Raw genomic sequence first — 22,253 nt, forward strand, 5'->3', positions numbered from 1 at the left:
CGCGCTGCCCGGACATGGGAGTGAGCATTTCCGGGCTTTTGGCTGCAGGGATTGGGGGAGATTTCGGATGGAGGCCAAGACGGGTACGTCGAAGGACCGCACGGGTGTGCCGGGCCTAGACGACATTCTCCTTGGGGGCCTCGCGGCTGGTCGCGTCTTCCTGCTCGAGGGCAGTCCCGGGACCGGCAAGACGACGATGGCCATGCGCTTCCTTATCGAGGGAGCGGAGTCCGGAGAGCATGGCCTCTACATCACGCTGTCGGAAACCGTATCGGAGCTACGCGCCACGGCGGATGCGCATGGCTGGCGAATCGACGACAAGATCGAGATCTTCGAGGTCGTGCCGCCGGAGAGTCTGCTTGACGCCGACCATCAGCAGAGCCTGCTCTATTCCTCCGATCTGGAACTCGGCGAGACAGTCAAACTGATCTTCCAGGCCGTCGAGCGCAGTAAGGCGCAGCGTATCGTGCTCGACTCACTGTCGGAAATCCGGCTGCTGGCGCAAAGCTCGCTACGCTACCGCCGCCAGATTCTGGCGATGAAGCATTACTTCGCCCGTCACGGCGCCACCGTCCTGATGCTGGATGACCTGACGACCGACACGCTCGACAAGACGGTGCACAGTGTCGCGCACGGCGTCATTCGACTGGAAGAAATGACTCCCGACTATGGCGCCGAGCGCCGGCGCCTCAGGGTCGTGAAGTACCGCGCGCAGGGTTTCCGGGGTGGCTACCACGACTTCGTCATCCGCGCCGGTGGCGCTCACGTGTTTCCGCGGCTGGTTGCGGCGGAGCATCGTCGCGAGTTTGTTCGTGGCCGCATCGGTACCGGCATTCCGGCCTTCGACGGCCTGCTGGGTGGCGGTATCGAGCAGGGGTCGAGCACCCTGCTGCTCGGGCCGGCCGGTTCGGGCAAGACGACCCTGGCCTGGCAATTCGTGGCGGAAGCCGTCCGCAACGGCGACAAGGCGGCGATGTTCATCTTCGACGAGGAACTCGGTCTGTTGTTCGACCGGGCCAAGCCGCTGGGCTTCGACTTCGCGGCGATGCAGGCCACCGGCCGGCTGCAGATCACGCAGTTCGATGCAGCCGAAATGTCACCCGGCGAATTCGCTTTTACCGTTCGTCGGGCTGCTGACGATCCCGCGATGAAGACGGTCGTGATCGATAGTCTCAATGGCTACCAGGCATCGATGCCGCAGGAAAACGCGCTGATCCTGCACATGCACGAGCTTATCCAATATCTCAATCGTGCCGGGGTCTCGACTTTCCTCACGGTGGCGCAGCACGGGCTGGTCGGCGAAATGAAGTCGCCCGTCGACGTGACGTATCTCGCCGACGCCGTGATCCTGCTGCGCTTCTTCGAGGCCGAGGGTTCGGTGCGTCGAGCGCTCTCGGTGATCAAGAAGCGCGGCGGCAAGCATGAGGACACGATCCGGGAATTCTGGATCGATAGGGGCGTGCATATCGGCGAGCCCTTGTCGCAATTCCAGGGGGTTCTGCGTGGCACGCCCTCTCTGCCGGGAGACCGCGCGCCTCCCCGACCTCAAACGCGCGGATGACGGATCCGCACGCCGAGCGGCCGTTACGAGCGTTGGTATTGGCCCCGAGGGGCCGCGACGCGGCGGTGGCTTGTTCTCTGATCGAACAGACGGGCGTGTCGTGCGTCGTGTGCCCCGGCCTCGCGGCCGTGGTCGATTTCCTCGACAATGACGTCGCCTTTCTGCTGATTACGGAAGAAGCGATCCGCGGCGCGGACTTGAAGCCTCTGTCCATCTGGCTCGCCAATCAGCCGCCGTGGTCCGACCTGCCGTTCCTGCTGGTGACCAATCATGGCGGCGGGCCGGAGCGCAATCCTATTGCATCCCGCTGGCTGGAAACGCTGGGCAACGTCTCGTTCATCGAGCGGCCCTTCCATCCGACGACCCTGCTCAGCGTCGCTCGTGCGGCCGTGAAGGGCAGGCGGCGCCAGCACGACACCCGCCGGCTGCTCGCCAACCTGAGCGAAAGCGACCAACGCCTGCGCACCGCGCTGCATGCCGGGCGGCTCGCGGCCTGGGAGTTCGATTTCGCAACATCGCGCCTCGCCGTCTCCGCCGAAGGGAAATCGATCCTCGGCCGGACCGGCGCACAGGAGGTCGGGCTGGACGATCTCATGCACGGGATTGCGCCCGACGATCGTGTCCAGGTGACGCAGGCGCTCGGCCACAGTGTCAGGACCGGCGAGGATTTCGCGGCCGATCTTCGCTTCAGGCGGCTCGACGGCGGCATCATCTGGCTCGAGGTCCGCGCACGTCTGGTCCGTGACGTCGTAAGGGCGCCTCGACGGTTCGTCGGCCTGGCCGCCGATATCACCGAGCGCAAGTCATCCGAGGCCGCGCTGCAGGACATGAACGAACAATTGGAGAAGCGCGTCGAGGAGCGGACGGCGCAGCTTCGCAACGCCCATGACGAGCTGGTAGCTCAGGTCGCCGAGCGCGAGCGCACGGAAGCGCAGTTGCGCCAGATGCAGAAACTGGAATCGATCGGCCAACTCACGGGCGGCGTGGCCCACGATTTCAACAATCTGCTGACGGCGGTGATTGGCAATCTCGAGCTGCTGCGCAAGCGCGTGCCGGCCAACCCGTCCAGCGACCGGCTCATCGACGGCGCGATGCAGGGCGCACAACGTGGCGCCGCACTGACGCAGCGCCTTCTGGCTTTTGCGCGTCACCAGGCCCTCGATGCGAAGCCTGTCGATCTTGCCGAGCTGGTGCATGGCATGGATGACCTGCTGCGTCGCTCACTCGGCCCCTCGGTCACGATGGTGCAGAATTTTCCACCGGGTATCCCGCCGGCCCATGTCGATGCCAATCAGGTCGAGCTCGCTTTGCTCAACCTCGCAGTTAATAGCCGCGATGCCATGCCGGACGGTGGCACGCTGACCCTGGCGCTCGACGTGGCGGAGACCGGCGCGACACGTGATCTCGCTGCGGGTCGCTACGTGAGGCTCACCGTGTCCGACACGGGCTCGGGCATGGATGACGAAACGCTGCGCAAGGCGATCGAGCCGTTCTTCTCCACCAAGGAAGTCGGCAAGGGAACGGGGCTTGGTCTGTCGATGATCCATGGCCTCGCCCAGCAGCTGAAAGGTGCCCTCCGCCTGTTCAGCACGCCCGGTCGCGGCACCCGGGCGGAACTCTGGCTGCCTGTCGCCGAAGGAGCGGCCGAGATCGCCGTCGTCGAAGCGGCATCGGATGCACCCGAAATCAAGCGTCGCGCGACGTTGCTGTTCGTCGACGACGATTTCCTCATCAGCCTCAGCACCACCTCGTTGCTCGAGGATCTGGGACACATCGTCGTCGCGGCCTCGTCGGGATCGGAGGCGCTCGACGTGCTGCGCACCGGCAAGCCCATCGACATGATGATCACGGACTACGCCATGCCCGGCATGACCGGCTTGCAACTGGCCGAGGAAGCGCGGGCGCTGCGGCCCGGCCTGCCGATCCTGCTGGCCACCGGCTATGCCGACCTGCCGACGCGCGGCAAGTTCGACCTGCCGCGCCTCAACAAGCCCTATCAGCAGACCGAACTCGCCGAGCAGATCCAGGGCCTGCTCGGCTGACGTCCGGCTAGTCGAGGAACGGCATGACCCGCCGCACGCGCGGGTCGCGCAACCACAAGCCGCCCCACACGAAAAGGCCGAGGTAGACGCCGAACAGCGTGTGGCTGAACAGCGGGCTTCCGAGCTTCAGGTGCGTGGCGATGGCGCCTCCGAACAGGCCCGTCAGCAGGACCGCGCCCAGCAGGGCGGTGCGCGGCCAGGCGTAGAGCGCCGTGGAAACGAGGGTCACGACGCCCAGGAAACGCGCGAACGACTCGGTCGCCGGAAGCCCCATTTCCTTCGAGGTGGTGAGCACGATCTCCAGCGGCGGCAGCTTGATGGCGCCGTCGAAGAGCAGAAATAGGATGGCAAGGCCGCTCATGATGCGGCCCGCCCAGAGCGCGGGGCGCGAGATCATGGTCAGGCTGCCTTGAGGCGGGCGCCCATGGTCCACATGACGCCGAACGGATCGACGAGCTGGCCGTAGCGGTCGCCCCAGAACATGTCCTGCACCGGCATCTTCACCGTTGCGCCGGCCTTCACCGCCTTGTCGAAGGCAGCATCGACGTCCTCGACCTGGAGGTGGAGCATGAAGCCCGCCGGCTTCTCCAGCGGCGCGCCGTGCTCGGGAAAGGGGTCGGCCAGCATTAGCGAGCCGCCGTTGATCACGAGATGGATGTGCATGTAGCGGCCCTTGTCGTCGGGCGGCATGCGCGCGACTTCCTGGGCGCCGAACGCCCTTACATAGAAGTCGGCGGCCTTGCCGGCGCCGTTCACCGACAAATAGGGGCAGGGGCCACCGAGGACGGGAGGCTGGGCAGTTGTCATGACGGTCTCCTTGGCTGGTGTCATATCCCGAGGACGAACGGCCGACGGATGATCCGACATCGGCCATGGAATTTTTTCCGAGCTTACGGCGACAGCCGGTCGAGATGCTGGCGAATGTGCGCGGCCTCGGCCGGGGTGTTGGCGAGCGCGATCGCACGGCCGAAGGCTTCCCGAGCTTCGGCGGGTCGCTCAAGCTTCTCCAGCAGCGCGCCCTTCACGCCATGGAAATAGAAATAGCCGCTCAGCCGTTCGCCGAGAGGCTCGATCATTTCGAGCGCGGCTTCCGGACCGCGGACCTTGGAGACGGCGACAGCGCGATTGAGCGTCACCACGGGCGAGGGTTGCAGACGCTCGAGGTTGGCGTAGAGTAGGTCGATCTGCGCCCAGTCCGTATCCTCCGCCCGCTTGGCCCGCGCATGAAGTGCCGCGATGGCGGCCTGGATCTGGTACGGGCCGGACCGGCGGTGGCGCATCGCCTTGTCGATCAGGGCCAGCCCCTCGGCAATGCGCGGTTGGCTCCACAGGCTGCGGTCCTGGTCTTCGAGCAGGACGATGTTTCCGTTCGCGTCGAAGCGGGCTTTCGCACGGGCGCGCTGCAGGAGCATCAGCGCCGTGAGGCCCATGATCTCGGGCTCGGTCGGGAACAGGCGCAGCAGCAGGCGGACCAGCCAGATCGCCTCCTCGGCCAGCGGTTTCCGCACCTCGGCCTCGCGGCTGTTGCTCGACGAATAGCCCTCGTTGAACAACAGGTAGATCATGGCCGCCACGACGGCGAGCCGCTCGGCGCGCTCGGGTGCGCCCGGCGTTTCGAAGGCGGCACCGGCGTTTCCGATGCGCGCCTTGGCCCGCGTGATGCGCTGCTCCATGGCAGCTTCGCCGACCAGGAAGGCCTGCGCGATCTGCTTCACCGACAGGCCGCAGACGATGCGCAGCGCCAGCGCGATCTGCTGGGTCGCCGGCAGCTCCGGATGGCAGCAGATGAACAGCAGCCGCAGGATATCGTCCTTGTAGTGCTCGCCGTCGAGCCGGTCGGCGAGCGACGCCTCCGCATCGTCGAGGTCCGACAGGACGGACTCGTCCGGCAGCTCCGTCTGCCTGGCCTGGCGACGGACCTGATCCATCGCCGCGTTGCGCCCGACCATGATCAGCCAGGCGGCCGGATCGCGCGGCGGGCCGTTCTGCGGCCAGTTCTTCAAGGCACGCAGGCAGGCTTCCTGGAAGGCTTCCTCGGCCGTATCGAGATTCCGGAAGTAGCGCAGCAACGCCCCCATGACCTGGGGCCGCGCCGCGCTGAATACCGGATCGATCCAGCCGAGATCGTTCATGCCGCGGGCTTCTTCGCGTGACGCTGTTCGTCGGGAAGCTGGCTGGGATGGAACTCGGCCACCGGGCGGATCTCATAGCTGCCGGTGCCGGGATTGGCCTTGGCCAGATCCTTCGCGGTGTCGATGGCAGCCTCAAGAGAGGCGCAGTCGATGATGTAGAAGCCCAGGAGCTGCTCCTTGGTCTCCGCGAACGGCCCGTCGATCACCATCTCCTCGCGGCCCTTGCGCAAGGTCGTGGCGGCCGTGGTCGGCAGCAGGCGGGCGACCGGGCCGATGCGGCCCTGCTTGGCCAGCTTGTCGTGCACGGCGTAGAGCTTCGTCATCGTCTCGTCGTGGTACTCCTTCGACCACGAGCCGATGGCTTCTTCGGAATTGTAGCAAAGAATGGCGTAGAGCATGGATCTGCGGTCCCTCTGTTTCCCAGGACGTACGAGCGGGCCGTCTGCCGACAGCCCGAAGCAAAAAATTATCGCCTATTCGGCGTCGGAAGAGGCCGGATTCTCGAGCGGAATACCGGCTTTCAGGATGCGATAGCGCCCGTCCTGGATTTCCGCTCCCGCCACGATGCCCGTGCGGGCGCTGCCGCCATCGAGACACAGGCGATCGCCCTCAAACAGGTGCGTGTCTTCCATGCCGCTGATCGCGCGGTGCTTGTCGGGCGGCGTATGTCCATGGACGACCAGCGTGCCGCCAAAACCCTGCTTCCAGTCGAGGAAGCCGTGGTTGATCCACGCCCAGCGCGCCTCGGTGAAGATCAGCCAGGGGCGGGCCAGGAACTCGTCCTCCTCGGCATGCGGATCGAGGCCGCCATGGACGAACACCGTGTTGCCCAGCCGGACATGCGAGCGCATGCCCTGCAACCGGTGCACGACCGTCTCGCCCAATCCATCGTGGAGAAGCGTCTGGTCGGCATGCGCGGCCGGGCGGCCGGCACGGGCCGCCATCTCGTCGAGCAGGATATGGCCGCCCATGCGCTTCGACAGCCACATTGTCTCGGCCTTATGGGCATGTGGCCCGCCGACGACAGTGAGCATCATCATGATCTCGTGGTTGCCCATCAGGCGGTCGACGTGGTCGACGCCATGGACCTCTTCGCTCTGGGCCCATTGCTCCAGCACGCCGACACTGTCCGGGCCGCGATTGATCATGTCGCCGAGATAGACCAGACGGCGCTTCCCCGTCGTATTGCCGGCGAGGGTCCGGATCGTGCCCAGCAAGGCCCGGAGCTCGGCGGCACAGCCATGCACATCGCCGATGGCGAACACGGTCTCGCCCATCACGTCGAAGGGGGCGGGCTTCCACTCGGAGATCTCGACGGGCAGTGCGGCGGCGCTCATGGAGGGCGAGGTTAGCCCTATCCGGCGCGGCGCTCCACCGCCGCAGGCGGCTTACGGTCGAACTCTTCCTTGATGCTGCGGTTGAGGTCGAACTTGAGCGCGGTAACGGAGTCGCGCTGCGTCCAGACCTGTGCAGCCAATGTGTACTTGTCGGCTTCGAGGGTCTCGATGCCGATGGCCGATATGTTCAGGGCACGCCTGTCTCGCTCGATCAGCTTCTTAAGGCGCGAGATCGAGGTGCCGACGTCTTCGTTGGCCGGCCGCGGCACAAGGAGGTCGATGCGCGCTGTGTCGTTGCGCGTTGGAACCTTCACGATCTCACCCCACAGCTTGCCGTTCGGGATAATGACCCGCGTATTGTCGTCGCCGTCGATCTCGGTGAAGAAAAGATTGATCTCGCGCGTGACGCCCGTGACGCCGCCGGTCTCGACCCGGTCGCCGATATGGAAGGGCCGGAACACGACCAGCATGATACCGGCGGCGAGATTGCTGAGGGTACCCTGCAGGGCGAGGCCGATGGCGATACCCAGCGCGCCAAGCACGGCGACAAAACTCGTCGTGGCGATACCGAAGGTCGTGAGGACCGCAACGAAAGTGAAGACGAGAACGGTGTAGCGCACCGCATTGCCGACGAAGAGCGCGACAGTGCGATCGATGCGCGGCGATTGCTGGCAGAGGCGTACGACGGCGGTATAGAGCAGCCGTGACGTCATCCAGCCGACGCAGAAAATGAGGAAAGCACCGACGACCCGGAGGCCGTAGGTGGTGACCAGCGCCACGAGGACGTTGGCGGCGTTATTCCACTGTTGCTCGATACCCATGAGGGAACCAACGCCGGTTGGACGGAGCGGGTTGCCTCGGACTTCAGCGTATATGTTGCTGAAGTGTTCGCATCCTAGAGGGCGTCGTTCTCGCGGATGAAGGTGCGGACGCGCGGCATGATCTGCTCACGCCACTTGCGGCCGTTGAAGATGCCGTAGTGACCCACGCGCGGCTGTTCCCAATGCACATGACGCGCGCCCGGAATGTTCGGCGTGAGAGCATGAGCGGCCTTGGTCTGGCCGACACCCGAGATATCGTCGAGTTCGCCCTCGACCGTCATCAAGGCGGTCTCGATGAACGATGGATCGATCTTGCGGCCGCGGCTCACCCACTCGCCGCGCGGCAGCAGATGGCTCTTGAACACGACATCGATGGTCTGGAGATAGAATTCCGCGCTCAGGTCCATGACCGCGAGATATTCGTCATAGAAGGCGCGATGCGCCTCGGCCGGACTGTCGTCGCCTTTCACCAGATGCTCGAACTGCCGCATGTGCGCGTTCACATGGCGGTCGAGATTCATGCTGATGAACGAGGTGAGCTGCAGGAAGCCCGGATAGACGCGGCGCAGTGCGCCCGGATAGTTGAGCGGCACTGTCGAGATGACGTTCTGGCGGAACCACATCATCGAGTTGCGCATCGCGAGGTCGTTGGGGACCGTGGGGCTGACTCGCGTGTCGATCGGGCCGCCCATCAGGGTGATCGACTTGGGCTGACGCGGCTCCTTGGCCTCGGCCATCAGCGCGGCGGCGCCCATCACCGGGACCGACGGCTGGCAGACGGCGATGACATGCACATTGGGGCCGAGGTAGCGGCAGAACTCGGCCACGTAGTCGATATAGTCGTCGAGGTCGAAGTTGCCCTGGCTCAGCGGCACTTCACGCGCATCTATCCAGTCGGTGATGTGCACGTCATGATCGGGCAGCAGCGCCTCGACCGTGCCGCGCAGCAGGGTGGCGTAGTGGCCGCTCATCGGCGCCACGACCAGCACCTTCGGATCGCGCCGCGTGGTGTCGCGATGGAAATGCAGGAGCTGGCAGAACGGCTTGCGCAGCAGGATCTCTTCGTTGACGGCAACGGTCTCGTCGCCGACCTGAGTGGTCTTCAGCCCGAACGCGGGCTTGCCGTAGTTCTGGGTCAGGCGCGTCATGATCTCCGCACTGGCGGCGACCGACTTGCCGAACCACGTCTCAGCCCAGGGATTGTAGGGGCTGGAATAGACCTGCTCGAGGGCGCTGGCCCACATCCGGATGGGAACGGCGAGCTGGCGCTGGAATTCGTACGCTTGGTAAAGCATGGGGCGCGGATTGTACGCGCAAGCGGGGGCTTGTCACGCCCATAGTGCGATGCAGCAATCGTGAAGAATCAATGACTTAGAGCAACCGTCCCACGGCGTTGGCCATGGTTTCGGCCTTGGCGTCGTGGGTGAAGTGGGTGACGAAGCGTCCGTTGCGGTCGAGCAGGTAGACGATCGACGAATGGTCCATGAGATAGGGCGAGCCGTCCTTGCCCGGGACCTTCTGGTAATAGACGCGATAGGCCTTGGCGACGTCGGCGATCTGCTGCGGCGTGCCGGTCAGGCCGATGAAGTTCGCACCGAAGTTCGGCACATAGCCCTTCAGCAGCGCCGGCGTGTCGCGCTCCGGATCGACGGTGATGAACACCAGGTTCACCTTCTTGGCGGCATCGGGCCCCAGCTTCTCGATCGCCGTTTCCATCAGCAGCAGCGAGGTCGGGCAGACGTCGGGGCAATAGGTGAAGCCGAAATAGATCAAGGTCGGCTTGCCCTTGAGCTGGTCGCTGGAGAAGGGGCGGCCGTCCTGGTCCACGAGCTTGAACGGCCCGCCGATCGACGGCTTGCCGCCTTGGGTGGCGTCCCAGGCGATCCAGCCGGCGGCGACGGCGAGGGCGGCGATCCAGACGCCCAGCAGCGCCTTCATGGTGCGTGACATGGCGCGGAACATGGGCCTGCCGGCCCGGCTCGACAAGCCGGACGCCTCGTCGCACAACCCGATGTGATGAAGAGCCGGATCCTGGTTCTGGGCGGTGGGTTCGCGGGCCTGTGGAGCGCGCTGGCCGCGGCGCGCGCGCGCGAGGTGCTGGGCGCCGATCTCGAGATCGTGCTGCTGAACGACACGGAATGGCACTCGATCCGCGTGCGCAACTATGAGGCCGACCTGTCCGATACGCGCGTGGCGCTCGACAGCGTGCTGGCACCGGTCGGTGTGCTCCGTCTCCAGGGCAAGGTGACGGCCATCGACGTTGCGAGCCGCATCGTCTCCTACGAGAGCGAGGGCGCGGTGCGGCAGATCGGCTACGACCGCCTCGTCTTCGCGCTGGGGAGTCAGCTCGCGCGGCCGCCGGTGCCCGGCCTCGCCGAGTATGGGTTCGACGTCGACACCTATGACGCGGCGATGCGGCTCAACGAACACATCGCAAAGCTACCCGCGGATGCTTCGACGGTGCTGGTCGTGGGCGGTGGCCTGACCGGCATCGAGGCGGCGGCCGAAATGCCGGGCAAGCTGCGCGCCGCCGGCATTGCTTCGCCACGCGTGATCCTGGCGGATCATGCGTCGCGCATCGGCTCGGACATGGGGGCGGAGGCGGTGCCGGTCATCGAGGAAGCGCTGCAGGCGTTGGATGTCGAAATGCGCGGTGGCGTGTCGGTCGCTGCGGTCGATGAACGGGGCGCGACCTTGCAGGGTGGCGAGCGCATCGAGGCGGCGACGGTCGTATGGTGTGCCGGCATGCGGGCCCATCCGTTGACGTCGGCCTTCCCGGTGGAGCGCGACCGGCTCGGCCGCCTGCCGGTCGATGCGACACTGAAGATCGAGGGGCTCGCCGCCGAGTTCGCGGCGGGCGATGTGGCCACGTTCCCGATCGACGGGATGCATGGCTGTGTCATGTCCTGCCAGCACGGCCGGCCGATGGGCCGCTTCGCCGGCCACAACGCCGTCTGTGACTTGCTGGGCGAGAAGAGGCTGCCGCTCGAAATCGGCTGGTACACGACGATCCTCGATCTCGGGCCGTGGGGTGCGCTCTACACCGAGGGCTGGGACCGCAAGCTGGTCTCGCGCGGTGCCACGGCCAAGCGCACCAAGGAACTCATAAACCGCGAACGCATCTATCCGCCTCGGTCAGGCGACCGGCAGGCGCTGCTTGATGCGGCCGCGCCGACAGTGCAGACACCACCAGTGAAATTCGGGTGAGGAAAGAGCGATGTTCTACGATGCCTCGAAGCGCGACCATGGACTGCCGCAGGATCCGTTGAAGGCGCTGATCGTGCCGCGGCCGATCGGCTGGATCTCGACAGTCGACGGCCAGGGCAGGGTCAACCTCGCGCCCTACAGCTTCTACAACGGCGTCGGTGAGTTCCCGCCGATGGTCTACTTCGCCATCACCGGCACCTACGGCGACACGCCGACCAAGCACAGCCGCATGAACGCCGAGGAGACCGGCGAGTTCGTGGTCAACATGGTGACCGCGGAGATGAGCGAGAAGATGAACATCACCACCGCGATGGTGGCCTACGGCATCGACGAGATGAAGCTCGCCGGTCTCACGCCCGAACCGTGCCGCTTCGTGAAGCCGCCGCGGGTCAAGGAATCGCCGGTCGCGCTCGAGTGCAAGTACTGGAAGACCATCGAGCTGCCGGAAGAGCCGGGCTTCGAGGCCAAGCGCGGCTCGATCGTGCTGGGCCAGGTCGTCGGCATTCATATCGACGACAGCCTGCTCAAGGACGGCCGGGTCGACATCATGTCGATGAAGCCGGTCGCGCGGCTGGGCTACAGCGAATACACGACCACCGAAAACGTCTGGAAGATGCGCCGCCCGGACGATCCCCGGTATCAGTGAGATCCCGTCGTCTCGACCGGAGCCGAGCGTACCTCGGCGTAGTGGAGAGACCTTCTCTCTACGATTTGACGGCTTTTGGTGGAGAGAAGGTCTCTCCACTCCGCGCTGCGCGCTCCGGTCGAGACGACGGAGTTTTCTGTTACTGCCCCGCGACGACCGGCGCCACGGAGCGCGCCATCGCCAGCACGCGCTTGTCGGCCATTGCCTCGCCCATCAGCATGAAGCCGACCGGCAGCTCGCCCTTGGCGTGGCAGGGGAGGCTGATGCCGCAGCGGTCGAGGAAGTTGCCGACCGTGGTGTTGCGCAGCAGCAGCAGGTTCTTCTTGGTGAAGCCCTCGGGCGTCGAGATTTCCTCGATCGTCGGCGCCACGATGGCGCAGGTCGGCATGATCACCGCGTCGTAGTTGGAAGTGATCGCCGAGACGCGGCGGCAGAGGTCGGCGCGCTTGGCCAGCAGCTCGATGTAATCGGCGGCGGTCATGTCCTTGCCGCGCATGATGCGTGGATGGACGAACGGGTCGTAATCCTTGCCGCGGCGCGCGATCAGGTCCTTGTGCCAGGCATAGGCTTCCGATGCCGCGAAGCCGCCCTTGGCGTTGATGACGGGCAGCTCGTTCAGTTCGGCGAGGTCGATCTGCTCGATCTTCACGCCCTTGGCAGCCAGCGCCTTGCAGGCACGCTCGAAGGCCTTGGCGACGGTCGTGTCGAGGTCGTCCATCACGAAGTGCTTGGGGATGGCGAAGCGCAGGCCGGCGAGCGGCGCCGCTTCGGGCACCGAGATTGGCTCGGCCGCGAAGACGCCATCGACGATGGCGCAGTCCTCGACCGAATTGGCGAGCGGGCCGATCGAATCGAGCGAGGTCGAGAGCGGAATGACGCCATCGATCGGCACACGACGCGCCGTCGGCTTGAAGCCGACCAGGCCGCAGACCGCGGCGGGAATGCGCACCGAGCCGCCAGTGTCGGTGCCCAGCGCCGCGACGGCCATGCGGTCGGCCACCGAGACGGCCGCGCCGGCGGAGGATCCGCCCGGCACGCGCGTGCGGTCGGCCGGATTGCCCGGCGTGCCGTAATGCGGATTGAAGCCGACGCCGGAGAAGGCGAATTCGCTCATGTTGGTGCTGCCGACGATCACCGCGCCGGCCGCGCGCAGGCGCGCCACGACGGGTGCATCCTCCGTGGCGGGCTTGGCGTCGTCGAGCGCCTTCGAGCCCGACAGCGTCGTCTCGCCTGCGACGTCGCACAGGTTCTTGATCGAGACCGGGATGCCGGCAAGCGGCGAGGGCACGAGGCCCGCCTTGCGCATCGTGTCACTCGCCTGCGCGGCGGCCATCGCCTGGTCCTTCCAGGCCTTCACGAAGACGCGGCTGCCCTCGCCCTTGGGATCCTCGATCCGGGCGAAGGCCTCTTCGGTGAGCTTCGTCGAGGTGGTGCGGCCGGCGGCCAGGTCCGCGGCGAGCTGGGTGATCGTCGGGTTGGCCATCGGGTTCCTTACTTGCCGCGGTTCTTGACGAGATCGTCGACCACCATCGGGTCGGCGAGGGTGGACGTGTCGCCCAGGTTGCTGAAGTCGTTCTCGGCGATCTTGCGCAGGATGCGGCGCATGATCTTGCCCGAGCGCGTCTTGGGCAGGCCGGGCGCCCACTGGATGACGTCGGGCGTGGCGATTGGGCCGATCTCCTTGCGCACCCAGGCGACCAGTTCCTTGCGCAGTTCCTCGGAGGACTGCTCGCCGGCCTTCAAGGTCACGTAGGCATAGATGCCCTGGCCCTTGATGTCGTGCGGGAAGCCCACCACGGCAGCCTCGGCCACCTTGGTGTTGGCGACCAGCGCGCTCTCGACCTCGGCGGTGCCGATGCGATGACCCGAGACGTTGATCACGTCGTCGACCCTGCCGGTGATCCAGTAGTAGCCGTCCTCGTCGCGACGCGCGCCGTCGCCGGTGAAGTACTTGCCCGGATAGGTCTTGAAGTAGGTCTCGATGAAGCGTTGGTGATCGCCATAGACCGAGCGCATCTGGCCGGGCCACGAATTGATCAGGCAGAGATTGCCGGTGCAGGCGCCTTGCAGCTCCTTGCCTTCGGCATCGACCATCACCGGCTGCACGCCGAAGAACGGCTTGGTCGCCGAGCCGGGCTTCAGTGCCGTGGCGCCGGGCAATGGCGTGATCAGGATGCCGCCGGTCTCGGTCTGCCACCAGGTGTCGACGATCGGGCAACGGCTGTCGCCCACGACGCGGTGATACCAGAGCCAGGCCTCGGGATTGATCGGCTCGCCGACCGAACCCAGCAGGCGCAGGCTCTTACGGCTCGTCTTCTTCACCGGCGCCTCGCCCTCGCGCATCAGCGCGCGGATGGCCGTGGGCGCGGTGTAGAAAATGTTCACCTGATGCTTGTCGATCACCTGCCAGAAGCGGCTGGAATCGGGATAGTTGGGCACGCCCTCGAACATCAGGGTCGTGGCGCCGTTCGCCAGCGGTCCGTAGAGGATGTAGCTGTGGCCGGTCACCCAGCCCACGTCGGCGGTGCACCAGTAGACGTCGCCGTCATGATAATCGAACACGTACTGATGCGTCATCGACGCGAAGACGATGTAGCCGCCGGTCGTGTGCAGCACGCCCTTCGGCTTGCCGGTCGAGCCTGACGTATAGAGGATGAACAGCGGATCCTCCGCGCCCATCGGCTCCGGCGCGCAGTCGGCCGGCACCTTGGCGGCGATCTCATGCCACCACACGTCGCGGCCGGCATCCCAGCCGACCTTGCCACCGGTGTGCTTCACCACCAGCACCTTCTTCACGCCCGGCGCCTTCTTCAGCGCCTCGTCGCAATTGGCCTTCAGCGGCACGTGCTTGCCGGCGCGCAGGCCCTCGTCGGCGGTGATCACGACGTTGCTGTCGCAGTCGACCAGGCGGTTGGCGAGACTGTCGGGCGAGAAGCCGCCGAACACGACCGAATGGATGGCGCCGATGCGCGTGCAGGCCAGCATCGCGTAGGCCGCCTCGGGGATCATCGGCAGGTAGATGGTGACCCGGTCGCCCTTCTTGACGCCGAGTTCCTTCAACGCGTTGGCCATGCGGCAGACTTCGCCGTGCAGCTCGCGGTAGGTAATCTTCTTCGACTTCGACGGATCATCGCCTTCCCAGATGATGGCGGTCTGGTCGGCGCGCTTGGCGAGGTGACGATCGACGCAGTTGGCCGAGACGTTCAGCACGCCGTCGTGGAACCAGCGGATGCGGACGTCGCCATTATAGTCGACGTCGCGCACGGCAGCCGGCGTGTAGGGCTTGATCCAGTCGACCCGCTTGCCGTGCTCGTCCCAGAACTTGGCGGGATCCTTGATCGAAGCCTCGTACATCGCCTTGTACTTGGCATCGTCGACATAGGCGCGCTTGGCCCACTCGGCGCTGACGGCGATCACCTCATCGGCCATGGCTCTTCCTCCGGCGTTCGGCTTTATGCCCTGAATTACCTGCGTTTTAGCGTGTGCCCGGCGGGCTCGGCAATTCGACTTTGGGCGTCACTCCGCGATCCAGGTCGTGAAATCACCGATCGGCGCCCGCTCGGTGATCAGGCTGTTGGGCACCACGTCGGGATCGGCGTAGCCCAGCGCCAGGCCGCAGATCACGGTCTGGTCGTCGGGGATGTTGAGCTCGCGCCGCACCACGTGCTGGTAGCGGCTGAACGCGGCCTGCGGGCAGGTGTGCAGGTCCTTCTCGCGGGCCAGCAGCATGAGCTGGTCGAGGAAGATGCCGCAGTCGATCCACTGGCCGTTGCCCATGCGCTTCTCGACGGTGAGGATCATGCCGACCGGTGCGTCGAAGAACTCGTAGTTCTTGCGGAACTGCTTCAGCATGCCGGCCGCGTCGCCACGCGGCACGCCGAGCAGGGTATAGAGCTGCTTGCCGACCAGCTTGCGGCGCGCGTCGTAGACTGGCGTCATTTCCTGCGGGTAGACATTGTATTCTGCGCCCGGGCCGTTATCGCCGTCATCCATCGCCTTCAGGATCGCCGCCGACAGCCGCTTCCGCGCCGCGCCCATGGTCACGTAGAGCTTCCACGGCTGCAGGTTGCCGTTCGAAGCCGAGCGGTTGGCATTCTCGATGATCCATTCGACGTCGGCCTTGGCCACTGGATCGGGCTTGAAGACGCGCATGGAGCGGCGGGAATTGACGGCTTCTGACACGCGCATGGACGCTAGCTCCGGGTGAGATGACGACGCAGGAAGTCGAACAGCGTGCGCCGCGCGGCGGCGTTCTGCTGCTCGGTGAAATAATGGGTGGCGCCGGGCACCACGACGGCCTCGGCATCCTTGCCATGGGCCCGCAGCGCTTCGGCCATGGCGAGCGACTGCTCGACCGGCACGTTCTCGTCGCGATCGCCGTGCAGCAGCAGGACCGGCGCGTCGATCTGCGCGACCCGCAGGATCGGCGAGCGCACCGGCAGGCCCTCGGGGCCGCAGAGATCGTCGAGATAGTCGCGCATGAACGGATTGGCTTCGCGCCAGCGCGCGAGATCGGTGGGCGCGAAGAAGGCGGCGACGGCACGCACCGGCGGCTTGTGCGCGGCGGCGAGCAGCGCCACCTGTCCGCCCATCGAGGCGCCGACCAGCGCGATGCGATCGCGATCGACCAGCGGGCGCTTGGCCAGCCAGTCGATGGCGGCCAGCACGTCGAGCGGCTGGCGCAGGCCCTGGTCGTTCTCGCCTTCGGAGCCCAGCCAGCCGCGCAGCGACAGAGCCAGTGCCGCGTAGCCGTTGTTCGCCGCGGCGCGTGCGAGGCCCACCATGTTGTGGGCATGGCCGGCGAAACCATGCAGCAGGATCAGCGCTGGATAGGGCGGCTGGCCGGCCTGCGGCTTGAAGAAGTAGCCGCCGAGACTGACGCCGTGGCCGGGCACGCGCACCTGCTCGGCGTCGGGAACGTCGGGCAGGTCTTCCCAGCGGTGCATGACCTCGATGGGCACGCCGTCGGGATCGCGGAAGCCCACCGAGTAATAACCGGGTGCGAGATAGTCGAGTTCCTGCGGCCGCTGGATGATCTCGGCGCCGGCGTCGCGCAATTCGGCGAAGACCTGGTCGACCTGGCCGCGGCTCTCGGCCGAGACGGCGAGCCACAGCGCGCCCGGTCCGTAGGAGATGCCGTCCTTGGCCTGGCGCATCACGAAGTGATCGTAGCCGCGCGACCACATCACCCGGTCGGGACTGGTCCAGACGCGATGGAAGCCCAGCATCGGCAGCCACAGGCGATGGAAAGCCACGGAGCGCGCGAGATCGCTCACCTCGATGGCCGCTCCGGCGAAGGAAGAGCGCGGGCGCATCAGCTCGGTTCGAGGCCCAGCGCCAGCAACTCATCGCGCCGCAGATGCTGCTCGCCCGCGAGGAAGAACTCGTCGAGCTGCGGCGGCTTCACCGGCGTGCCGGCCAGCATGGCGTGCGCCTGGCCGCGATGATGTGTCTGGTGCTGGAAGAGATGTTCGAGGATCGAGATGACGCTGGAGGGCGGTGGCGTCCGGTTGGGGCGCGGCAGCGACAGGCCCTCGGCCAGGCTCTCCTCGGTCTGGCGCTCGCAGAAGGCGAGCAGCCTGCGGTCGCTCGCGATCTGCTGGTCGTAGAGCGACGCGGCGTCAGGGTAATCCGGAATCGGGTCGTGATAGCGCTTCAACACCGTCGGGTCGCGTTCGAGCGCGTCGATGTAATAGCGATCGACCCAGAGGATGTGATTGAGCGTGGCGCGCAGCGAGGGAAAGAAGCTCGTGCGCGGGGCGGCGAACTCTTCCGGCGTCAGCGCCTTGCAGGCGTTGAGCAGCCGGTGGTTCGCCCAGATGTTGTTGCGGGCCATGGCGACGGCATGGCCTGGTAGCCCCGCCGCCATGGGTCCCGTGTCCGCCGGCGTCAGGCCGCGTGGGCCAGGTTGCGCAGCACGTAGTGCAGCACGCCACCGTTCTTGAAGTAGCCGACCTCTTCCGCGGTATCGATGCGGCAGGTCAGCATGATGGTCTCCGACGCGCCGTCGGGACGATGGATGGTCAGCGGCACGTCCATGCCGGGCTTCAGCTCGCCGTCGATGCCGCTCACGTCATAGGTCTCGCGGCCCGTGAGGTTCAGCGTCTTGCGCGTCATGCCGTCCTTGAACTGCAGCGGCAGCACGCCCATGCCGACCAGGTTCGAGCGATGGATGCGCTCGAAGGTCTCGCAGACGACGGCCTTGACGCCCAGCAGGTTCACGCCCTTCGCCGCCCAGTCGCGCGACGAGCCGGTGCCGTATTCCTTGCCGGCGATCAGGACCTGCGGCGTGTGCTCCTTCTTGTAGCGCATCGCCACGTCGTAGATCGGCTCGGGCTGGTCTGTCGTGAAGTGGTGGGTGTAGCCACCCTCGATGCCCGGGACCATCTCGTTCTTGAGGCGGATGTTGGCGAAGGTGCCGCGCATCATCACCTCGTGATTGCCGCGACGCGTGCCGTACTGGTTGAAGTCCTTCGGCTGGACGTCGTGTTCCATCAGGTACGAGCCGGCGGGGCTGTCCTTCTTGATCGAACCGGCCGGCGAGATGTGGTCGGTCGTGATCGAGTCGCCGAACTGGCCGAGCGGGCGGGCGCCCTTGATGTTGCTGAGCGCGCCCGGCGTCGCCTGCATGCCCTCGAAGTACGGCGGGTTGCGCACGTAGGTCGAGTTGTCGTCCCAGGTATAGGTCAGGCTGGGCTTGGTCTTGATGCCGCGCCAGAACCGGTCGCCCTCGAAGACGTTGGCGTAGCGCTTCTTGAAGGCCTTGGCCGTCACGAACTTGTCGACGGTCTTGGCGACTTCCATGTTCGAGGGCCAGAGGTCCTTCAGGTAGACCGGCTTGCCGCCCTTGCCGACGCCGATCGGATCCTTGGTGATGTCGATCTTCATCGAACCGGCCAGCGCGTAGATCACCACCAGCATCGGCGAGGCGAGGTAGTTGGCGCGGGTCAGCGGATTGACGCGACCCTCGAAGTTGCGATTGCCCGAGAGGACCGAGCTCACGACCAGGTCGCCGTCGCCGATCGCCTTGGTGACCGGATCGGGCAGCGGGCCGGAGTTGCCGATGCAGCTCGTGCAGCCGTAGCCCACGAGGTTGAAGCCGATCTTGTTCAGGTCCTTCTGCAGGCCCGAGGCTTCGAAGTATTCGGTCACGACCTGCGAGCCCGGGGCCAGCGAGGTCTTCACCCACGGCTTGACCTTGAGGCCGAGCTTCACCGCGTTGCGCGCGATCAGGCCGGCGCCCAGCATGACGTAGGGGTTCGAGGTGTTGGTGCAGGAGGTGATGGCCGCGATCACCACGTCGCCGTGGCCGAGGTCATAGTCGGTGCCCTCGCAGGCGATGCGCTTGCCGTCGTCCTTGCGGTCGAACTCCTTCTCCATGTTCGCGACGAACTGGTGGGCGGCTTCGGCCAGCGGCACGCGGTCCTGCGGGCGCTTCGGGCCCGCCATGCTCGGCACGACGTCGCCGAGGTCGAGCGACAGCGTGTCGGTGAAGATCGGCTCCGGCGACTTCTTGGAGCGCCACAGGCCCTGCTTCTTGGCATAGGCCTCGGTGAGCTTGGCGGCCTGGCCACGGTTGGTGGTCTTGAGGAAGCCCAGCGTGATCTCGTCGATCGGGAAGAAGCCGCAGGTCGCGCCGTATTCCGGGGCCATGTTGGCGATGGTCGCGCGGTTGGCCAGTGGCAGGTCCTCGAGGCCCTCGCCGTAGAATTCGACGAACTTGTTCACCACGCCCTTCTTGCGCAGCATCTGCGTGACGGTGAGCACCAGGTCGGTCGCGGTCGCGCCTTCCTTCAGCTTGCCGGTGAGCTTGAAGCCCACCACGTCGGGAATGACCATCGGCTGCGGCTGGCCGAGCATGGCGGCCTCGGCCTCGATGCCGCCGACGCCCCAGCCCAGCACGGCCAGGCCGTTCACCATCGTGGTGTGCGAGTCGGTGCCGACCAGCGTGTCGGGATAGGCGATCGTCTCCTTGCCTTCCTTCTTGGTCCACACGACCTGGGCCAGGTACTCGAGGTTGACCTGGTGGCAGATGCCGGTGCCCGGCGGCACGACGCGGAAATTGTCGAACGCCATCGAGCCCCAGCGCAGGAACTGGTAGCGCTCGAGGTTACGCTCGTACTCGAGCTTCACGTTGGCGCCGAAGGCGCTCGAATTGCCGAAATTGTCGACGATCACCGAGTGGTCGATGACCAGGTCGACGGGGACCAGCGGGTTGATCTTCTTGGGGTCGCCGCCGAGCTTGCTCATGGCGTCGCGCATGGCGGCGAGGTCGACCACGGCCGGGACGCCGGTGAAGTCCTGCATCAGCACGCGGGCGGGGCGGAAGTTGATTTCCTTGGCCGAGCGGCCACCGTTCTTCAGCCATTCGCCGAAGGCCGAGATGTCCGTCTTCTTGACGCTGGTGCCATCCTCGTTGCGGAGAAGATTTTCCATCAGGACGCGGAGGGAGAAGGGCAGGCGGGAGAGGTCGCCGACTTCCTTTTCAACCGCCTTCAGGCTGAAATAAGTGTAGCTGCGGCTCCCGACCTTCAGCGTCTTGCGGGCTTTGAAGCTGTTGGGATGGGCGGCGGCCATATCTTTACTCCTGAAGGGTCGGTCTCTGCGGATGTGGGGCAAAATAGGGGCATGAACCCCCACAGGCAATCGGCGGATGCGGCTTTGCGGCTGTTATGCCAGATTGGGCGCATGAGACGCCAAATTGTTCATGTATTTGCAGCTTTTGCGTCGTTTCTCGCCCTCGCGGGCGAGGCGTCGGCGCAGCGCAATGCGACTGAATCCTGGGACCCGTCGGCACGCGAATTCTCGTCAGGCGGTTCGTCGAGCCCTGCCGCGCCCGCCGCTCCAGGCGGCAGCGGCCCGGGTTCGCTCGAATCGCTGAACAAGATCCTGTCGGCCTCGCAGCTCTCGGCCTTCGACCGCTCGATCTATCTCAGCATCCGCGCCTTCCAGCTCAGCCGGCTGGGCCGTGAGGCCGATAGCCAGAAGGACATTGCCGAGATGGGCAAGGTCCTGCCGGCCAATTGGCAGGTCGTGCTGTCGACCACGATGCCCGGTCTGGCGGGTGGCGGCGACCGGGCGGCGGCGCTGCGCACCCTGGACAGCGCGCTGCAGCGCAAGCCCGGCGATCCCTCGCTACTGATCGCCCAGGCGCAGGTCTATATGCAGATCGCTGACTTCCAGCGGGCGCTGGGCCTGCTCGATAACGCCCTGGCTGGCGCCCAGACCCCGGGCGAGCGCTCGTCGGCGCTGTTCTACCGGGGCCAGGCCAATTTCAATCTCGGCAACTATTCGCAGGCCGCCGACGATTTCGAATCGACCCTGGCGGGCCGTCCCACATTCAAGTCCAAGCAGGCGCCGCTGCTGTGGCGCTACGCGTCGCAGGTCCGCGCCAAGCGCGACGCCCGGGCGGCGCTCACCCGCGATGCCGGGGCGGAGAGCCTCAACGAATGGCCGGGTCCGATCATCCGCTTCCTGATCGGCAAGGGCACGGCCGGCGAACTCGAAGTGGCCGCCGAATCCGACGACGCGGCCAAGCGCACCAATGGCAAGTGCCCGGCGGCCTTCTTCATCGGCATGGATGCGGTCCGCCGCGGCGACAAGCAGAAGGCGCGCGAGCAGTTCCAGCTGGCCCAGGCGCGCTGCCCGACCACGTCCGAGCTGAACTGGGCCGCGTCCAGCGAGCTGAAGCGGCCCTAGGCGCTGGTCAGCCGGCCAGTGCCAGCGGCGACACGAAACGGGTGATTTCCGACAGCGTATAGGCGGGCTGCTGCAGGTGCGGGCTGTGGCCGCAGTCCGGCACCAGCCGCGTCTCGCAATAGCCGCCGACTTTGCCGGCGATGATGCCGAGCTGAAGCTCGGTGCCGTATTCGTCGTCCTCGCCCTGGATCGCCTGTACCGGCACCGCGACGCCGGGTAGCCGGCCGTTGGCGTCCATCGGCTCGAAGCCTGGTGCCACCCAGGCATCGGCCCAGAGATGGAAGGCGCCGTCGACATTGGCGCCGTGATACTTGGCGAGCTTCTGGCGCAGGTCGCCCGTGGCGAATGCCGCGCGGGCCTTGGCGATGGCCTCGACGCAGATCGGTTCGTTGATCGCGTGTGCCGCCAGGGTCACCACCGCGCGCAGGGGTTCGGGATCGGTGGCGGCGTAGTTCAGCGCGATCGTGCCGCCGTCGCTGTGGCCGACCAGCACGCAATCCTCGACCCCGAGCGTGGCCAGCAGGCGCGGCAGGACGAGATCGGCCTCGATCTCCATGTAGCGGACGCCGGGATCGGACGGCCATGCGCTCGACCCGCCATAGCCGGTGCGGTCGTAGACGATGCCGGTGCAGCGCGTGGCGTCGCAGAGTCTTTGCGGGAAATCGCGCCACATCTCGATGCAGCCCAGCCCTTCGTGCAGGAAGACCAGCACCGTGCGGTCGAATCCGTCATCGTGTGCGGGCGCCAGCCGGCGCACGCGCAGGCGGCGGTCGCCGAGATCGATCAATTCGTCGGGAGAGGGCATCGC

Annotated in this window: 20 protein-coding genes; 5 read left to right on the forward strand and 15 right to left on the reverse strand. The window is 66.1% G+C overall.

The features are described 5' to 3' along the window. Window positions 1-67 precede the first annotated feature (67 nt). On the forward strand, window positions 68-1,561 hold the full coding sequence (locus tag AC1RP5_RS03325; RefSeq protein WP_493113286.1) for an ATPase domain-containing protein: 1,494 nt from the start codon (window positions 68-70) through the stop codon (window positions 1,559-1,561). Then, complete coding sequence (locus tag AC1RP5_RS03330; protein WP_493109155.1) at window positions 1,558-3,603, forward strand: ATP-binding protein; 2,046 nt, start codon at window positions 1,558-1,560, stop codon at window positions 3,601-3,603. Before AC1RP5_RS03325 ends, AC1RP5_RS03330 begins: the two co-directional genes overlap by 4 nt. A gap of 7 nt (window positions 3,604-3,610) precedes the next feature. On the opposite strand, the gene AC1RP5_RS03335 is transcribed toward AC1RP5_RS03330, so the two are convergent. From AC1RP5_RS03335 to AC1RP5_RS03370, 8 genes are all read right to left on the reverse strand, one after another. Beyond that, the gene (locus AC1RP5_RS03335; RefSeq protein ID WP_493109156.1) at window positions 3,611-4,000 is read right to left on the reverse strand and encodes a DoxX family protein; all 390 of its coding nucleotides are present in this window, start codon (window positions 3,998-4,000) and stop codon (window positions 3,611-3,613) included. 2 nt (window positions 4,001-4,002) lie between these two features. Then, window positions 4,003-4,410 (reverse strand): VOC family protein, encoded by a 408-nt coding sequence (locus AC1RP5_RS03340; RefSeq protein ID WP_493109157.1) that lies wholly within the window; start codon window positions 4,408-4,410, stop codon window positions 4,003-4,005. An 83-nt stretch (window positions 4,411-4,493) separates the two neighbouring features. Further along, complete coding sequence (locus AC1RP5_RS03345; protein ID WP_493109158.1) at window positions 4,494-5,735, reverse strand: RNA polymerase sigma factor; 1,242 nt, start codon at window positions 5,733-5,735, stop codon at window positions 4,494-4,496. Further along, a complete protein-coding gene (locus tag AC1RP5_RS03350) occupies window positions 5,732-6,133 on the reverse strand; it encodes a YciI family protein (RefSeq protein ID WP_493109159.1) in 402 nt (133 codons plus the stop codon). Before AC1RP5_RS03350 ends, AC1RP5_RS03345 begins: the two co-directional genes overlap by 4 nt. Before the next feature lie 75 nt (window positions 6,134-6,208). Beyond that, a complete protein-coding gene (locus AC1RP5_RS03355; protein ID WP_493109160.1) occupies window positions 6,209-7,072 on the reverse strand; it encodes a metallophosphoesterase in 864 nt (287 codons plus the stop codon). A 17-nt stretch (window positions 7,073-7,089) separates the two neighbouring features. Continuing rightward, a complete protein-coding gene (locus AC1RP5_RS03360) occupies window positions 7,090-7,893 on the reverse strand; it encodes a mechanosensitive ion channel family protein (RefSeq protein WP_493109161.1) in 804 nt (267 codons plus the stop codon). A gap of 74 nt (window positions 7,894-7,967) precedes the next feature. Further along, on the reverse strand, window positions 7,968-9,188 hold the full coding sequence (locus AC1RP5_RS03365) for a polyhydroxyalkanoate depolymerase (protein WP_493109162.1): 1,221 nt from the start codon (window positions 9,186-9,188) through the stop codon (window positions 7,968-7,970). A 76-nt stretch (window positions 9,189-9,264) separates the two neighbouring features. Continuing rightward, window positions 9,265-9,855, reverse strand: a complete 591-nt coding sequence (locus tag AC1RP5_RS03370) for an SCO family protein (protein ID WP_493109163.1) — start codon at window positions 9,853-9,855, stop codon at window positions 9,265-9,267. 54 nt (window positions 9,856-9,909) lie between these two features. On the opposite strand from AC1RP5_RS03370, the gene AC1RP5_RS03375 reads away from it, so the two are divergent. Together AC1RP5_RS03375 and AC1RP5_RS03380 are read left to right on the forward strand one after the other, a co-directional pair. Next, window positions 9,910-11,100: an NAD(P)/FAD-dependent oxidoreductase gene (locus AC1RP5_RS03375; RefSeq protein WP_493109164.1), complete on the forward strand. Its 1,191-nt coding sequence runs from the start codon at window positions 9,910-9,912 to the stop codon at window positions 11,098-11,100. Window positions 11,101-11,110: 10 nt separating this feature from the next. Then, window positions 11,111-11,746: a flavin reductase family protein gene (locus tag AC1RP5_RS03380; protein ID WP_493109165.1), complete on the forward strand. Its 636-nt coding sequence runs from the start codon at window positions 11,111-11,113 to the stop codon at window positions 11,744-11,746. A gap of 139 nt (window positions 11,747-11,885) precedes the next feature. On the opposite strand, the gene AC1RP5_RS03385 is transcribed toward AC1RP5_RS03380, so the two are convergent. The 6 genes from AC1RP5_RS03385 to acnA all read right to left on the reverse strand — a co-directional run bounded on the left by AC1RP5_RS03385 (window position 11,886) and on the right by acnA (window position 20,323). Further along, on the reverse strand, window positions 11,886-13,229 hold the full coding sequence (locus AC1RP5_RS03385; RefSeq protein WP_493109166.1) for an amidase: 1,344 nt from the start codon (window positions 13,227-13,229) through the stop codon (window positions 11,886-11,888). A gap of 8 nt (window positions 13,230-13,237) precedes the next feature. Beyond that, window positions 13,238-15,175, reverse strand: coding sequence for an acetate--CoA ligase (gene acs, locus AC1RP5_RS03390; RefSeq protein ID WP_493109167.1), 1,938 nt, complete (start codon window positions 15,173-15,175; stop codon window positions 13,238-13,240). Window positions 15,176-15,262: 87 nt separating this feature from the next. Beyond that, window positions 15,263-15,934: a nitroreductase gene (locus AC1RP5_RS03395; protein ID WP_493109168.1), complete on the reverse strand. Its 672-nt coding sequence runs from the start codon at window positions 15,932-15,934 to the stop codon at window positions 15,263-15,265. A 5-nt stretch (window positions 15,935-15,939) separates the two neighbouring features. Then, window positions 15,940-17,061, reverse strand: a complete 1,122-nt coding sequence (locus AC1RP5_RS03400) for an alpha/beta fold hydrolase (RefSeq protein ID WP_493109169.1) — start codon at window positions 17,059-17,061, stop codon at window positions 15,940-15,942. Continuing rightward, entirely contained in the window at window positions 17,061-17,615 is a 555-nt protein-coding gene (locus AC1RP5_RS03405) for a DinB family protein (RefSeq protein WP_493109170.1), read from the reverse strand. Before AC1RP5_RS03405 ends, AC1RP5_RS03400 begins: the two co-directional genes overlap by 1 nt. A 20-nt stretch (window positions 17,616-17,635) precedes the next feature. Beyond that, the gene (gene acnA / locus AC1RP5_RS03410; RefSeq protein WP_493109171.1) at window positions 17,636-20,323 is read right to left on the reverse strand and encodes an aconitate hydratase AcnA; all 2,688 of its coding nucleotides are present in this window, start codon (window positions 20,321-20,323) and stop codon (window positions 17,636-17,638) included. A 111-nt stretch (window positions 20,324-20,434) separates the two neighbouring features. Between acnA and AC1RP5_RS03415 the strand changes: the two genes are divergently transcribed. Then, window positions 20,435-21,445, forward strand: a complete 1,011-nt coding sequence (locus AC1RP5_RS03415) for a tetratricopeptide repeat protein (RefSeq protein WP_493109172.1) — start codon at window positions 20,435-20,437, stop codon at window positions 21,443-21,445. A 7-nt stretch (window positions 21,446-21,452) separates the two neighbouring features. Here AC1RP5_RS03415 and AC1RP5_RS03420 read toward each other — a convergent pair whose 3' ends face one another. Then, window positions 21,453-22,250, reverse strand: a complete 798-nt coding sequence (locus AC1RP5_RS03420; RefSeq protein WP_493109173.1) for an alpha/beta fold hydrolase — start codon at window positions 22,248-22,250, stop codon at window positions 21,453-21,455. Window positions 22,251-22,253: the final 3 nt, after the last annotated feature.

This window comes from Reyranella sp. GW821-FHT12G01 (genome assembly GCF_058806575.1).

What these genes read in the sequence shown, in the direction of transcription:
- AC1RP5_RS03335 (WP_493109156.1), bottom strand. Translation starts at nt 4,000, where the DNA reads ATGATCTCGCGCCCCGCGCTCTGGGCGGGCCGCATCATGAGCGGCCTT.
- AC1RP5_RS03350 (WP_493109159.1), bottom strand. Translation starts at nt 6,133, where the DNA reads ATGCTCTACGCCATTCTTTGCTACAATTCCGAAGAAGCCATCGGCTCG.
- AC1RP5_RS03405 (WP_493109170.1), bottom strand. Translation starts at nt 17,615, where the DNA reads ATGGCGGCGGGGCTACCAGGCCATGCCGTCGCCATGGCCCGCAACAAC.
- acnA (WP_493109171.1), bottom strand. Translation starts at nt 20,323, where the DNA reads ATGGCCGCCGCCCATCCCAACAGCTTCAAAGCCCGCAAGACGCTGAAG.
- AC1RP5_RS03325 (WP_493113286.1), top strand. Translation starts at nt 68, where the DNA reads ATGGAGGCCAAGACGGGTACGTCGAAGGACCGCACGGGTGTGCCGGGC.
- AC1RP5_RS03365 (WP_493109162.1), bottom strand. Translation starts at nt 9,188, where the DNA reads ATGCTTTACCAAGCGTACGAATTCCAGCGCCAGCTCGCCGTTCCCATC.
- acs (WP_493109167.1), bottom strand. Translation starts at nt 15,175, where the DNA reads ATGGCCGATGAGGTGATCGCCGTCAGCGCCGAGTGGGCCAAGCGCGCC.
- AC1RP5_RS03355 (WP_493109160.1), bottom strand. Translation starts at nt 7,072, where the DNA reads ATGAGCGCCGCCGCACTGCCCGTCGAGATCTCCGAGTGGAAGCCCGCC.
- AC1RP5_RS03340 (WP_493109157.1), bottom strand. Translation starts at nt 4,410, where the DNA reads ATGACAACTGCCCAGCCTCCCGTCCTCGGTGGCCCCTGCCCCTATTTG.
- AC1RP5_RS03385 (WP_493109166.1), bottom strand. Translation starts at nt 13,229, where the DNA reads ATGGCCAACCCGACGATCACCCAGCTCGCCGCGGACCTGGCCGCCGGC.
- AC1RP5_RS03360 (WP_493109161.1), bottom strand. Translation starts at nt 7,893, where the DNA reads ATGGGTATCGAGCAACAGTGGAATAACGCCGCCAACGTCCTCGTGGCG.
- AC1RP5_RS03370 (WP_493109163.1), bottom strand. Translation starts at nt 9,855, where the DNA reads ATGTTCCGCGCCATGTCACGCACCATGAAGGCGCTGCTGGGCGTCTGG.
- AC1RP5_RS03395 (WP_493109168.1), bottom strand. Translation starts at nt 15,934, where the DNA reads ATGCGCGTGTCAGAAGCCGTCAATTCCCGCCGCTCCATGCGCGTCTTC.
- AC1RP5_RS03345 (WP_493109158.1), bottom strand. Translation starts at nt 5,735, where the DNA reads ATGAACGATCTCGGCTGGATCGATCCGGTATTCAGCGCGGCGCGGCCC.
- AC1RP5_RS03415 (WP_493109172.1), top strand. Translation starts at nt 20,435, where the DNA reads ATGAGACGCCAAATTGTTCATGTATTTGCAGCTTTTGCGTCGTTTCTC.
- AC1RP5_RS03375 (WP_493109164.1), top strand. Translation starts at nt 9,910, where the DNA reads ATGAAGAGCCGGATCCTGGTTCTGGGCGGTGGGTTCGCGGGCCTGTGG.
- AC1RP5_RS03420 (WP_493109173.1), bottom strand. Translation starts at nt 22,250, where the DNA reads ATGCCCTCTCCCGACGAATTGATCGATCTCGGCGACCGCCGCCTGCGC.
- AC1RP5_RS03330 (WP_493109155.1), top strand. Translation starts at nt 1,558, where the DNA reads ATGACGGATCCGCACGCCGAGCGGCCGTTACGAGCGTTGGTATTGGCC.
- AC1RP5_RS03400 (WP_493109169.1), bottom strand. Translation starts at nt 17,061, where the DNA reads ATGCGCCCGCGCTCTTCCTTCGCCGGAGCGGCCATCGAGGTGAGCGAT.
- AC1RP5_RS03380 (WP_493109165.1), top strand. Translation starts at nt 11,111, where the DNA reads ATGTTCTACGATGCCTCGAAGCGCGACCATGGACTGCCGCAGGATCCG.